Source organism: Ornithinimicrobium pekingense DSM 21552 (assembly GCF_000421185.1).
Classification (GTDB): Bacteria; Actinomycetota; Actinomycetes; order Actinomycetales; family Dermatophilaceae; genus Ornithinicoccus; species Ornithinicoccus pekingensis.
In genome coordinates, this window is sequence record NZ_ATWJ01000013.1 from 44,409 (window position 1) to 57,299 (window position 12,891).

A 12,891-nucleotide genomic window follows, 5' to 3' on the forward strand; every position below is an offset into this window, starting at 1 on the left:
GCCGATGCGGTGGGGGCTCTCACGCTCTACCTGATCCTGCTCTGTGCCGTTCCCTCCAGCCTGCGCGTGGCCGGTCTGGGGTCTGCCGGCTCCCCCGCCATGCTGCTGGGCATCGTGTTCCTCATGTGGTGGGCGTCTGAGCATGTCCGGGCGCGCACCCCGGTGCTGCGCAGTGTGCGACTCCTCCCGGCGCTGCTCGTGGCGTTCATGCTGGCCCTGGGCCTGTCCTACGTCAACGGCATGCTCCACGGGCAGCCGCCCCTGGAGGGCAACACCGCAGACATGGGTCTCATCCGGGCCGTGGCGTGGGCCGGTCTGCTGCTGGTGGCCTACGACGGCGTCACGAGCAGCGCGCGGCTCGTGACCGTCGCCCGACGGCTCGTCCGCGCCGGAGCCCTTCTGTCGGTGCTGGGCCTGGTCCAGTTCGCCCTCGACCGCCCCCTCGTCGACTGGGTGACCGTCCCCGGACTCGTCACAGACTCCTCCGTCGCCGTGATCGACCGCTCTGGGTTCACCCGACCTATGGCGACGGCCGTGCACCCGTTGGAGTTCGGCGTCGTGACCACGATGACGCTGCCCTTCGCAGCCGTTCTCGCGTTGCACGACCGCGGGCGTGGCTACGTGGCCCGCTTCTGGCCGGTGGTGGCCATCGTGGGGGCCATCTCGCTCAGCTTGTCCCGGTCGGCGCTCGTCGGCCTGGCGGCCACGGTCATCATCCTGACCCTGGGGTGGGGGCTGCGCACCCGGCTGGCCGTGGGACTGCTCGGGCTCGCGATGCTGACCGGCATCTACGTGCTGGTCCCGGGCATGGCGAGCGCGGTGCTGGAGCTCTTCGCCGGCATCGGTACCGACGACTCGACGGTCTCCCGGATCGGCGCCTACGGCGTTGCCCTCTGGGTGACGGAGCAGAACCCACTCCTCGGGCGAGGCCTCGGCACCTTCGTCCCCCAGTACTACATCCTGGACAACCAGTGGCTGCTCCTCCTGGTCGAGAGCGGCGTGCTGGGCGTCGCGGCGTTCTTCGCGCTGCTGACCGGCGGGGTCCTCGTCGCCGTACGGGCACGCCGTCGGCACACCGATCCCTTCCAGCGTGACCTCGGCCAGGCCTTCGCGGCCGCCGTCGTCGGGTGCGCCGTCATCATGGCGTTCTTCGACGGCCTGTCCTTTCCCATGGCGGCAGGGACGCTGTTCCTGATCCTCGGGCTCTCCGGTGCCTACGCCCGGCTCGGGGAGCGCGAGGTCAACGCTTCGACCAGCTGAGCCGCTCGGTGCTGCCAGGTGTGGGCCCCAGCCAGACGTCGTCGCAGGTCCGCGGTGGCCGGGTCCGGAGGTTCAGCGTACCGACGCGCCACCAGCGCGACGAAGTCCTCGCTGGTGGTCGCGATGTCCACGAGCTCACTGCCCAGCCACTGCGCCGCGGGGAGGTCGGAGGCGACGACAGGCAGCCCGTACGCCAAGTACTCCAGGGTCTTGAGGGGAAAGCTCGCCCGGTTGAAGTCGTCGATGCGGTACGGCGTCACACCCACGGTCAGGTGCGGAAGGTATCGGGAGAGCTCCTCGGGCGCCTTCCGGCCCAGCCAGGTCACCCGCTGGCGGGCGAACAGTGCCTGGAAGCGGCGCGTGATCGCCGGGGAGCTGCAGGTCAGCGGACCGATGACGACCAGCGACATGCCGCTGTCGACGATGGCATGGAGCACATCGAGATCCAGGCGCTCGTTCACCTGGCCCACCAGACCGACCAGCGGCCCGGCGGGCAGGTCTCCCGGCCGTTGCGCCGACATGTCTCGTGCCGGGAGGGCACACCCGTTGGGCACGAGCTCGACGGGCCTGTCGGGGTCCAGTCGACTCAGCTTGTCGACGAGAACCGGCGTCACGGCGCAGGCAAGGTCGGCACGCGCCAGCTCACGCCCGAGCTGCCCCCTCACGCCTTCCCCGGTCTTGCCCGTGAGAACCGCGCCCGCTTCCCAGTCGTCGGTCAGGTACAGCACCCTGTGCCCCGGGAGGCCCGGCACGAACGAGTTCCACGGAGTCGCGAGGACGACCGCGACCGGCCGGATGCCGCAGCGTGCGACCGCATGTCGCACGGCTGCTGCCTGCAGGGCACGCGTCAACGGGAAGACTCCCCTGCGGGTGAGGAACGGTGGCCCGAGGGTCCGGAGCCGGGTCACACGCGGGGCCACCGTGCTGAGCCCCATGGGCACGGTTTCCTCCCCGGCGAGCCGTCGTCGCAGGGTTCCGGACACGGAGACGACGGGATCGACGTAGAGGCTGGGTCCGAGAAGGTCAGCCAGGGCGAGGGTGAGGTGGCGATCTGTGGCCGCCACGTGCGCCCAGTCGGTGCCCCCGAGGTACACCACCCCGCTGCCGGGGTCGCCCGTCATGCCCTCCTCCCGCCCGACGTCGAACGCTGCGCGGCCACCGGCCGGGCGTTGAAGTCGTCAAGACGCACCCTGCCACTCAGACGCTGGCGGGCCCGGTCCACGGTGTACCTGGTGAAGGCCAGACCGCTGCGCGACAGCGACAAGGGGTCGACCGTGGTGCGGGGCCCGGCCGCGCGCGCGGCCTCGTAGTGATCGGCCTGCCGTCGGGCGGCGGCCTGCAAGGAGTAGCGAGCCCGCACCGTCTCCAGGGCGAACGCACCCAGCTCCTTGCGTACGCGGGCACTGCGCACGAGCGGCTCGAGCTCGGCCCGCAGCCGCATCGTCCCGGTACCTGCCCCGTCCCCCACGCCGTACCATCCGGTCCACGCGAAGTCACCCAGGTTCTCGGGCCGAAGCGTCCGCCAGAAGCCGCTCTCGCCCTGCACCACCAGAGGCTTGCCGAACGCCATGGCGCGCAGGGCCGAGCTGCCCATGCCGAGAGCCACGTCCGCCGCCGCATAGGCGACCCTCGGGTCGGAGAGCTCGCCGACGAGCTGCACCGCAGGTCCACCGGCCCTCGGAGGGAGGTTCGCGACGACGGACTCCAGCTCGGCACGTGCCGGGCCGTCGCCGACCACCAACAAGCGGACCGGATGGCTGGCGTCCAGCTCCCCCACGACCCGTGCCGCGACCAGGAGGCCCTCCCGCTTCATCTCCGTCGCGAGCCGCGAGACCACGACGACCAAGACCTCGTCTGCGCGTATGCCGTGCTGCCTCCGGAAGGCCTCGGTGTCGAGCCCCAGGTCCGGGTTGTTGGCGGCGAGGTCGACCGGCGGCTCCAGCACCCCGACCGCGGTCCGTCCGCTTCTGCGCTCCGCGTCCGCGATCTGCTCGGTCCCCACGAGCAGGGGGAGAGAACGGGGGATGAAGTCCGCCACGGCCATCGACATGACCGTGCCGACCGCCAGGCGCCCGGTCCGGCGCGCGACGAGCCACGACTCGAGGATCGGCGGCCACTCGTAGCCGTGCAGCACGTCGATCTCGCGTGAGCGCACGACGGCCGCCAAGGACGCCATCACGGTCGGGGACGGACGCCTCCTGGGTCGAGGGGATGCGACGAAGTCGAGTCCCAGCCTGGTGATCTTCTCCACCAGCGGCCCGGGGTAGCCGTAGACCGTGACGTCGTGCCCAAGGTCGGCGACCCCGCGCGCGAGCTCGATCGCGTTGATCTGGCTGCCGCCGATGGCGAGGTCGTGCGGGTAGACCAGGATCTTCACGACGCACCCACCTGCGCCGGCCGGCGCCGGAACCGCCCCGTCACGGCAGACAGCGCGGCGGGCTCGCGGGCGAGCATCGCGAGGATGGCGACCAGGCCGACGACCGCGGACAGGGCGATGGCGAGCAGGTCCGACCTGAGCCGTTCCACGAGGACCAGCGACACCGCGTACAGGGCCAGGCCCACCCCCGTCGGGAGGACGAGCCTGCCGACGAACCGGCTGGCGGCTACACCAGCAGCGGAGAGCCGCCACAGGTACAGGGGCAGGACGATGGCGGCCGCGACGACCACCTGGCCGACCGCCACCCCGCCGATCCCCCACCGGTTCGCTCCGAGGAGCACCGTCGGGACCAGAGCCGCCAGCCACGCCAGCTGGATCAGGAGGATCGCGCCGGTCCTCCGCAGCACGACGAGGTAGTCGTAGCTGAGCTCCAGCACGATCCGCACCGCCGCCAGCACCCCCAGCGCGGCGAGCGGCACCCCGGCAGGCTCCCACTGCACGCCGTAGACGACTCGCGTCACAGCCGGTGCAGCCCCGGCCAGCACGAAGCACACCGGGAAGGAGACTGCGGCCAGGAGTCCGACGACCCAGACGAGGTTGCGCGCCATGAGCACGGGGTCCGACTGCATCCGCGCGAAAGCCGCCGGCGCCACCGAGCGCAGCGGCTGGGAGAGCACCGCGATCGGCCACGAGGCCAGGTTGAAGGCGAGGACGTAGAAGGCGAGCTGCGTCGGCCCGAGCACCATGCCGGCGATCAGCTGGTCGGCATAGCTCGAGGCGAAGACGATGATGCTGGCACCGGCCAACGGCAGCCCGAACCGCAGCAACGGCCTGACCTGCGAGCGGTCCAGCCCGAGCCGGAAGGCCGAGGGGACGTAGCGCAGGAAGAGGAGCGCCCCCACCACGCTGCCCGCCAGACGGCCGAGGGCCAGGCTCATGGCTCCCATGCCCGACAGCGCGAGCATGATCGACACGCCCGCCCCCAGCCAGGCGTTCGACTGGTCGGAGATCATCCTCTCCCGCTGGCGGAACTCACGCTGGAGCAGTGCTGCCGGTGCTGCGCTCACCCCGTTGACCAGGATGGCGATCAGCAGGACGCGCACCACGGGCGTGGACTGGGGGCTGCCCATGGCCGCCGTGTAGGCCGGGGTCGCCGCCCAGCACGCGGCGAAGAGGGCCAGGCTGGTGACGACGGAGATCGTCGCCACCGTGGGGATGATCGAGGCGGGGTCGCGCTTCCACCGGACGATGGCCAGGCTCACGCCGAGCTCGTTGAAGCTGAGGACGGCGAGCAGCGCGACCATCGCCACGGCGAATGTGCCGAACTCCTCCGGGCCCAGGATGCGTGCGAGGGCGATGCCGATGACCAGGGTGCCGACCTTGGAGGCCGCCGTGTTGAGCAGGCTCCAGCCGAGCGCGCCGCCGGCCTGCCGAGCGAGGGTGACCTCGACCTCGGGCGAGTTGGCACGGCGGCGGCGGGTCACGGTGCTGCTGCCTCCACGACGCGCCCCCCGTCCAGGGCGGCGGTGAGAGCCTCGACCACCACCACCTGTTGGTCGGCGGTGAGGTGGGGGAACATCGGCAGCGACAGGATGCGCCCGGCGGCGGCTTCGGCCACCGGGCACGTGCCCGGCGGCAGGCCCAGGTGTTGAAAGGCAGGGGTGAGATGCACCGGCGTGGGGTAGTGGACACCGGCCCCGATGCCCCGCTCCTGGAGGCCCGTCAGCACCCGGTCGCGGTCGTCCACCTGGACCACGTACAGGTGCCAGACGTCGACGTTGTCCGGGTGCCGCTGCGGCACCCGCACGCCCTCGACGTCCGCGAGCAGCTCGTCGTACCGGCCCGCGGCGCGACGACGCGCCTCGTTCCACCCCTCGAGCCGGCGCAGCTTGGCGCGCAGCACGATCGCCTGGAGGGCGTCCAGGCGGGAGTTGGTCCCGACGACCTCGTGGACATACTTGCGCGGGCTGCCGTGGTCGGCCAGGACGCGCACCCGGTCAGCGACCTCCGGGTCGTCCGTCAGGACCGCTCCGGCGTCACCGGCAGCCCCCAGGTTCTTGCCCGGGTAGAAGCTGGTGCCGGCAGCCAGACCCCAGGTGCCGGCTCGTCGCCCGCCGCGGCTGGCCCCCTGCGACTGTGCCGCATCCTCGATGATCACGGCCCCCGCAGCCTCGGCGATCGGCACCAGGTCGGGCACCGGCGCCGTCTGACCGAAGAGATGGACCGGCATGATCGCCCTGGTCCGTTCGGTGACAGCGGCCGCCACGGCGTTCGGGTCGATGAGGAGGTGGTCGACGTCGACGTCGACGGGCACCGGGACTGCCCCGACCTGGCTGATCGCCTCTGCCGTGGCGATGAAGGTGTTGGCGGGCAGGATGACCTCGTCGCCCGCTCTCACCCCGGCCGCGCGCAGGGCGAGCGTGAGTGCGTCGGTGCCGTTGCCGACCCCGACGCAGTGGGCGACGCCCGCATACTCGGCATACGCCTCCTCGAACTGCCGCACCGGCGGCCCCCCGATGAAGGCGCCGCGCGCCAGGAGGTCGAGCCCGGCCGGGCCGACCTCATCCATGATCTCCGCACTCTGCGCGGCCAGGTCGACGAAGGGGACGGTCATGCGGTTGCCTCCGTGGGTGTGCAGGGGAGGGACCGGGCCGGGACCCCGGCCCAGGTCTGGTGTGCGGGCAGGTCTTCCAGCAGGACCGCGCCCATGCCGAGCGTCGCGCCGGGCCCCACCCGCACGTGCTGGCGCACGGACGCGGCCATGCCCAGGTATGCGGCCTCTCCCACCTGGACGTGCCCGCCCAGGGTCACGCCGGCGGCCAGGGTGGCGAAGTCGGCGACGACGACGTCATGGGTGAGGACGACGTTGGGCATCAGCACGACGTGCGCACCGACCCTGACCGAGGCTGTGGCGATCACTCCGCCCAGGATGATCGTGCCGTGCCCCACGTCCGTGCCCACCGCGAGGTCGGCGGTGCCCGCGACGGCCGTCGCGTATCGCTCGACCTCGACGGAGAGGCGAGCGGCGAGCGAGCTCCGTGACGCCCCGCTTCCGGCGCACAGCAGCAGCTGCGCCTCAGGGTGCCGACGCGCCTGGTCCAGGCCGCCCAGCACGGGGACACCGTCCAGCCGGGCCCCGTGCCGGCGCGTGTCGTCGTCGAGGACCCCCACGACACGGTGCTGGCCGAGGGCCCGCACCACCGCGAGCGCCTCGCGCGCCAGCCCGCTGGCCGCCACGAGGAGCAGGTCGTCCATCTCAGCGCCCCGAACGGCGCAGCACGGCGACGACGCGGTCGAGCTCGTCGTCGGTCATGTGGTGGAAGAGCGGCAGGATCAGCGTCCGGTCGGTGAGCCGCTCGGTGACCGACAGGTCCGCGGTCCCGGTGTCGCGGCCGGCGTAGGCCGGCTGGCGGTGGGCCGCCATGATGCCGCGGCGGCCCGAGACGTCAGCCTCCGCAAGCCGCACCAGCAGTCCGTCACGGTCGAGCGGGTAACCGGGCAGGACCTCCACCCAGAAGGACTGGTAGTTGGTCGTGCCCCAGGCCGGGTCGCTGACCGGACGCAGGCCGGTCAGGCCGGCGATGGCTGCCTGGTAGGCCGTCGCGAGCTCGCGCCGCCGCTTGACGATCTGGTCGAGGCGGTCGAGCTGGACCAGGCCGACCGCCGCCTGCAGGTCGGTCATCCGGTAGTTGAAGCCGACCTCGAGGTACTTCTCGGCCGGGGCCAGGACCTGGGTATGGCGTGCTGCTGCAGAGACGCTCATAGAATGCTCGCGCAGCTGCCGGGCGCGCGCCGCCCACTCCTCGTGAGGCGTGGTCAGCATGCCGCCCTCGCCGGTGGTGAGGAGCTTGCGCGGGTGGAAGGACCACGCGCTGACGTCGGCGCGCGCACCGACGGGTCGGTCGCGGTAGGCCGAGCCGATCGCACAAGCCGCGTCCTCGACGATCACGATCCCGCGCGGGTCGCAGACGGCGCGCAGGGCGTCGAGGTCGACCGGGACGCCGCCCTGGTCCACCGCGATGACGGCCCGGGTCCGCTCGGTCAGCGCGGCCTCGAGAGTCTCCGGCGTGAGGTTGCCCGTCTCCGCGTCGACGTCGGCGAAGACCGGCCGGGCCCCCACGTAGGTGGGGGCGTTGGCCGTGGCGATGAAGGAGAACGACGGCACCACCACGTCGTCGCCGGCCCCCACCCCCGCCACGACCAGTGCCAGGTGGAGGGCGGTCGTGCAACTCGAGGTCGCGACCGCATACCCGACGTCCTGGCGCTGCGCGAAGGAGCGCTCGAACTCCGCCACCCGGGGCCCCTGGGCGACCCAGCCCGACCGGATGACCTCCCCGACGGCCAGGACCTCCTCCTCGCCCAGCCAGGGCTGCATGACGTTGATCCGGGTCACGGGACGCTCACTGCCGGCGCGCCGGCGGCGATCGACTCACGCCGGGGTCTCCACCAGTCGACGAGCTGTCGCAACCCGTCCTCCAGGGTGGTTGTCGCCTCGAAGCCCAGGTCCCGCCTCGCGGCCGAGATGTCGCCGAGCCGTCGGGTCACCCCGTTGACCGGGCGGTCGGGGCCGTGCTCCACGCCGAGGTCGGAGCCCATCGCACGCAGCAGCGCCTGGGCCAGCTGGAGCAGGGACGTCTCGGTGCCGCTGGCGATGTTGTAGACGCCCGAGGTCACGTCGCTGCCGGCGGCAAGCACGTTGGCCCTCGCGATGTCGGGCACGTAGACGAAATCCATCGTCTGGCGGCCGTCGCCGAAGATCAGGGGCGGCTTGCCGTCGGCGATGCGCTCCATCCAGCGGACCAGCACCTCGGTGTAGAGGCCGTAGATGTCCATCCGCGGCCCGTAGACGTTGAAGTAGCGCAGCATGATGTAGTCGAGCCCCTGCATGGCCCGGAAGCTGTGCGCGAGACCTTCGTTGAAGGTCTTGGCCGCGCCATAGATGGTGTCGTTGTCGTAGGGGTGGTGGTACTCCCCGGTGGGGAAGGTCTCCGCCAGCCCGTAGACCGACGCGCTCGAGGCGCCGACGAACTTGCCGACCTTGTGCTCGGCGGCCGCCTCCACGACGTTGAAGGTGCCGTCGACGAGGACCTCGAGCGCCAGCCGCGGCTGCTCGGCGCACATCGTGATGCGGATCGCCGCCTGGTGGAAGACCAGGTCGGTCCCGCGGACGAGGTCGTGCACCAGGTCGCGGTCCCGGATGTCGCCCTCGACCAGCTCGACCCGCCCGCTCACCATCGCCTCCTCGAGGTTCTCCCGCCGACCGCGCACCAGGTTGTCGAGGACCAGCACGCGCGAGGCTCCTGCCCCCACGAGCTGGTCGACCAGCGTGGAGCCGATGGTGCCGGCCCCTCCGGTGACGAGGGCGGACGCACCCTGGACCTGGCTCATCACGCGACCACCATCGCGGGCGTCTCGGCGGCGAAGGGGACCAGCGCGCCGCCCTGGGCCAGACTCTCGCGCGCCGCGTCGAGCACCCTCAGCACCCGCAGACCGGAGTCACCGCCGGTCACGCTGGGTCGGCCCTCGCGGATGGAGGCGGCAAACTCGGCCACCATCTGCCGCAGGGGCTCGACCTCGGGCAGGGCGGGAGCCCACATGTCGCCGAGGCGGTAGGAGATCATCGCGGCGCGCCGGTCCTCGGCGTCCTCGGCCTGCTGCACCAGGTCGACCCCCCGGTCGTAGACGCTGAGACGCTGCTGGGGGTTGAGGTCGTCCCAGACGACGGTGCGGCGCGTGCCGGCCACCACCATCTGGCGGATCTTCGTGGGGCTGAGCCAGTTGACGTGGACGTTGACCATCCCGCCGGTCGCCAGCGGCATGCTCAGGTAGCCGACGCACGCCTTGCCCGCACGCAGCGGGTCCGCGCCGTGGGCGGCGACCCCGGTCGGCTCGAGGCCGCCGGGCAAGATGAAGTCGAGGATCGACAGGTCGTGCGGTGCCAGGTCCCAGAAGACGTCGACGTCGGGCTGGACGAGGCCCAGATTGATGCGCACGGAATCGACGAAGAGGATGTCGCCGAGCTGCCCGGTCTGGACCAGCTCTCGGAGCTTGCGGACCGCCGGCGTGTAGCAGTAGGTGTGGTCGGTCATCAGCACCCGGCCGCGCTCCGTGGCCAGCCGCACCATCCGCCGGCCGGCGGCCGGGTCGTGGGCCAGGGGCTTCTCGACGACGACGTGCACGCCCGCCTCGAGTGCCTGGGTCACCAGCGCCTCGTGGGTGTGCGCGGGCGTCGCGATGGCGACCGCGTCCACGTCACCCGCGTCGAGCAGCTCCGTGAGCGAGCTCGTGACCCTGACCCCGGGCACCGCCGCGACGGCGCGCTCGGCGCGGGCGACGTCGAGGTCGACGACCGCCCGAAGATCCCAGTCCGGGCTCGCGCTGAAGTTCCGGATGAGGTTGGGGCCCCAGTAGCCGGCCCCGACCACGGCAATTCTCAACATCCCTGCAGACACCACGACGGCCTCCCTGCCATACCGTGCGACGCGCCCCGAAGGATCAGGGCACGGCGGGCGTCGCCCCGTCTGCGTCATCCCCCGAAACCGAGCGTCACGACTCGGCACCCCATCGTTGTTGCTGCAGGATCACGCGTGCTTCCCGGGCGAGCACCCACTTGCGAGATTAGTGCGAGCAACGGTCCTGCACCAGCCCCCCTGAGACCGACATTTCGCCTTCCCGCCTGTGACCCTGGACACACTGAACCAACCGGCCACCCCAGCGCTGGGCCGGCTCAGGTGAGCGAGGCGCTCAGCTGTGCCCTCCGTGCGGACGCCACGAGGCGGAACAGCGCGGCGCCGATCAGCGCACCCGCGGTGTTGAAGACGACGTCGCGCAGGCTGGAGGTGCGCCCGCTCAGTCCCATCTGCGCAACTTCGATGGCTCCGGACAGCAGCAGCCCGGCCAGCCCGGCCAGCCACCATGCGCGGTCGGGCAGCGCCCCGGCGAGCAGCAGGCCGAAGGGAAGGAAGAGGCCAAGGTTGGCGAGCGCTTCCACATGGCCGTAACGGACCCCGGAGACGCCCTGGTCTGCCAGCCATGCCAGACCGTCGTCGAGCGGCGCGCGCACAGGGGCGTCGACGGCCGTCGCCCACAGGGCCACGGCCGCGAGGATCACGAGGTAGCCCGCGAGAATCGCGGCCCAGCGACGTCGGTCCCTGCGCACCCCAGCCTCCCTGCGTCCGGTCAGTGCCCCGGCCTCTCAACCTAGTCCCCGGCTCCCCACCGGCACCAGCCTCAGGCGCCACCAGCCTTACGGCTCAACCGCGCAAGGATCCGCCCTAGTGACGTCCTAGGACGCGCGCGTGAGGAAGTCGTCCATGAGCGGGCCGACCGTGGTCGAGCCGAACTCGCCCTCCTCGACGAAGATCGCCACCGCCAGGTCGCCCTGGAGGGCGATCATCCACACGTGCGTGCGGGGAGGGTCGTCGGTGCCGAACTCCGCGGTGCCGGTCTTGGCCAGCACCGGCTCACCGGGGTTGTCGGCGAGCATCGAGCCGCCGCCCTCGGTGACGACCGCACGCATCAGCGTGCGCAGCCCCTCCGCCTCCTCGGGCGTCAGCGTGCCCTCGGGCTCGGGCACCTCCTGGTCGAGCACGACGCGCGGCACGACGGGCCGGCCCTCGGCGACGGAGGCCGCGACCGCGGCCATCGCCGCGGGCGACGCCAGGACGCTGCCCTGCCCGATGAGGCTGGCGGCGGCCTCGGTCTCCGAGCCGGCCTCGGTGGGCACGCTCCCGCTGAAGGCCGTCACCGGCATCTCCCACACCGCGCCCATGCCCAGGTCGCGGGCGGCCGCGGCCAGCTCGTCCACGGGGATGCGGTCCCGCTCGTTGATCAGCGCGGTGTTGCAGGAGTTGGCCATCGCGGTGCTCAGCGGGATCTCGCCCAGGGCCAACTCGGGATAGCCGGTGACGTTCTTGAACTCGTAGCCGTCGACCACGAGGGTCTCCTCGCACTGCACCGTCGACTCCGGCGTCAGGCCCTGCCGCAGGAGCACGAGGGCGGAGGCGAGCTTGAAGGTGGAGCCGGGCGGGTACTGACCGGCGAGCGCGGTGCTGACCCCCTCCGAGCCGGGGCCGTTGGCCAGGGCCAGCACGTCGCCGCTGCTGGGCCGGATCGCCACGAGCGCGCTCGGCGGCTCGACGTCGGAGAGCACGTCCTCGGCCAGCTGCTGCAGGTCGGCGTCGAGGGTCGTGGTCAGCGGCTCCGGCGGCGGGGCAGCGTGCTCGACCAGCAGCTCGTCGCGCCCGGTGTCGGGGTCGAGCGCGACCACCCGCAGCGAGGGCTGCCCGCGCAGCTGGTCCTCGAAGGCCGCCTGCAGCCCGGAGAGCCCCACGACGTCGCCCGGTGCGTAGCGCTCCGGGTCCTCCTCCACCATCTCGGCGGTCACCTCGCCGACGGTGCCGAGCAGCGGCTGGGCGAAGGTGCGGCTCGGCCCGAGGACCTGCTCGGCGTCCAGGGCCGCGGCGCCGGGGATGCCCTCCACCGACTCGACCAGCCGGTGGCCGTCGCCGTCGCTCTGCCGGTAGGTGATGAGCCGGACGAACGCCTCCGGGCCCGCCGCGGCGACGGAGGCGGCATACCCCTCGGGGTCCAGGCCGGCGGCCTGCGCGAGCGCGCGGGCGGACTGCTCGGCCTCGGGCGCCTCCACCCTGGTCTTGTCGATGCCGAAGTGCCAGACCGGGCGGGTGGTGGCCAGCGGCTCACCGTCGCGGTCGACGATGTCGGCGCGGCGGCTCGGGGCGGTCTCCTCGAGCGCCAGCACCTGGCCGGCCGGCACGCCGAGCAGCGCGTGCTCCCAGGCGCCGGCCCACTCCCCCTCGGCGACCCGCATCCGCAGCGGCGCCTCCCGCACCAGCTCGTCACCGTCACCGGGGATGTCCCAGGTCAGGCGCAGGTCGGCCTCGGCCCGCCCCTCGTCCTCGTCGGCGGTCACGCCCAGGACCTCGACGTCCAGCGGCAGCTCACCCAGCCGCTCGTAGGCCTCCTGCCGCTGGGCCTGCGCGTCGGCGGGTATGCCGTCAACAAGCGGCACCGCGCCGAACTGCCCCGTCTCGAGGGCGACCGCCATGGCCTCGGCCACCTGCTGGGGTGAACCCTCGACGGCGGGCTCGCACGCCGTCAGGGCGAGGGCTCCGACCAGGGACAGGCCGACGGCAGGGGTCAGGGCACGCATGGACGACAGCGAACCAGGAGGTCAGGGCCGGTGCCAAGCCGACACACGCGGAGGGCGTCGGCTCATCGTGCACGAGGTGGGG

At 72.4% G+C, this 12,891-nt stretch carries 11 protein-coding genes; 1 reads left to right on the forward strand and 10 read right to left on the reverse strand.

What is annotated here, in order from left to right; translation table 11 throughout:
- Positions 1–9 precede the first annotated feature (9 nt).
- Positions 10–1,260, forward strand: coding sequence for an O-antigen ligase family protein (locus tag K330_RS21560; protein ID WP_022922556.1), 1,251 nt, complete (start codon positions 10–12; stop codon positions 1,258–1,260).
- Here the strand turns inward: K330_RS21560 and K330_RS21565 are convergent.
- The 10 genes from K330_RS21565 to K330_RS0114645 form a co-directional block, all read right to left on the reverse strand.
- Positions 1,215–2,381 carry a glycosyltransferase gene (locus tag K330_RS21565; RefSeq protein WP_022922557.1) on the reverse strand — a complete coding sequence of 389 codons (1,167 nt, stop codon included), beginning with the start codon at positions 2,379–2,381 and terminating at the stop codon, positions 1,215–1,217. The two genes, K330_RS21560 and K330_RS21565, sit on opposite strands and share 46 nt — an antisense overlap.
- Positions 2,378–3,637, reverse strand: coding sequence for a glycosyltransferase family 4 protein (locus tag K330_RS0114605; protein WP_029202707.1), 1,260 nt, complete (start codon positions 3,635–3,637; stop codon positions 2,378–2,380). The genes K330_RS21565 and K330_RS0114605 overlap by 4 nt, the downstream gene beginning before the upstream one ends.
- Positions 3,634–5,121, reverse strand: coding sequence for an oligosaccharide flippase family protein (locus K330_RS21570; RefSeq protein WP_022922559.1), 1,488 nt, complete (start codon positions 5,119–5,121; stop codon positions 3,634–3,636). Before K330_RS21570 ends, K330_RS0114605 begins: the two co-directional genes overlap by 4 nt.
- Positions 5,118–6,251 carry a DegT/DnrJ/EryC1/StrS family aminotransferase gene (locus tag K330_RS0114615; protein WP_022922560.1) on the reverse strand — a complete coding sequence of 378 codons (1,134 nt, stop codon included), beginning with the start codon at positions 6,249–6,251 and terminating at the stop codon, positions 5,118–5,120. Before K330_RS0114615 ends, K330_RS21570 begins: the two co-directional genes overlap by 4 nt.
- Positions 6,248–6,892, reverse strand: coding sequence for a NeuD/PglB/VioB family sugar acetyltransferase (locus tag K330_RS0114620; protein ID WP_022922561.1), 645 nt, complete (start codon positions 6,890–6,892; stop codon positions 6,248–6,250). The genes K330_RS0114615 and K330_RS0114620 overlap by 4 nt, the downstream gene beginning before the upstream one ends.
- A gap of 1 nt (position 6,893) precedes the next feature.
- Positions 6,894–8,012 (reverse strand): DegT/DnrJ/EryC1/StrS family aminotransferase, encoded by a 1,119-nt coding sequence (locus K330_RS0114625; protein ID WP_051145638.1) that lies wholly within the window; start codon positions 8,010–8,012, stop codon positions 6,894–6,896.
- Between the two features lie 14 nt (positions 8,013–8,026).
- A complete protein-coding gene (locus K330_RS0114630; RefSeq protein WP_022922563.1) occupies positions 8,027–9,025 on the reverse strand; it encodes an SDR family NAD(P)-dependent oxidoreductase in 999 nt (332 codons plus the stop codon).
- Positions 9,025–10,077: a Gfo/Idh/MocA family protein gene (locus K330_RS0114635; protein WP_022922564.1), complete on the reverse strand. Its 1,053-nt coding sequence runs from the start codon at positions 10,075–10,077 to the stop codon at positions 9,025–9,027. The genes K330_RS0114630 and K330_RS0114635 overlap by 1 nt, the downstream gene beginning before the upstream one ends.
- 287 nt (positions 10,078–10,364) lie before the next feature.
- Positions 10,365–10,796 carry a VanZ family protein gene (locus K330_RS0114640; RefSeq protein ID WP_022922565.1) on the reverse strand — a complete coding sequence of 144 codons (432 nt, stop codon included), beginning with the start codon at positions 10,794–10,796 and terminating at the stop codon, positions 10,365–10,367.
- 126 nt (positions 10,797–10,922) lie between these two features.
- On the reverse strand, positions 10,923–12,809 hold the full coding sequence (locus K330_RS0114645) for a penicillin-binding transpeptidase domain-containing protein (protein WP_022922566.1): 1,887 nt from the start codon (positions 12,807–12,809) through the stop codon (positions 10,923–10,925).
- Positions 12,810–12,891: the final 82 nt, after the last annotated feature.

Bases quoted from the DNA above. Each gene is read 5' to 3' on its own strand.
- K330_RS21565 (WP_022922557.1), bottom strand. From the start codon at position 2,381: ATGACGGGCGACCCCGGCAGCGGGGTGGTGTACCTCGGGGGCACCGAC.
- K330_RS0114615 (WP_022922560.1), bottom strand. From the start codon at position 6,251: ATGACCGTCCCCTTCGTCGACCTGGCCGCGCAGAGTGCGGAGATCATG.
- K330_RS0114620 (WP_022922561.1), bottom strand. From the start codon at position 6,892: ATGGACGACCTGCTCCTCGTGGCGGCCAGCGGGCTGGCGCGCGAGGCG.
- K330_RS0114625 (WP_051145638.1), bottom strand. From the start codon at position 8,012: ATGCAGCCCTGGCTGGGCGAGGAGGAGGTCCTGGCCGTCGGGGAGGTC.
- K330_RS0114630 (WP_022922563.1), bottom strand. From the start codon at position 9,025: ATGAGCCAGGTCCAGGGTGCGTCCGCCCTCGTCACCGGAGGGGCCGGC.
- K330_RS0114635 (WP_022922564.1), bottom strand. From the start codon at position 10,077: ATGTTGAGAATTGCCGTGGTCGGGGCCGGCTACTGGGGCCCCAACCTC.
- K330_RS0114645 (WP_022922566.1), bottom strand. From the start codon at position 12,809: ATGCGTGCCCTGACCCCTGCCGTCGGCCTGTCCCTGGTCGGAGCCCTC.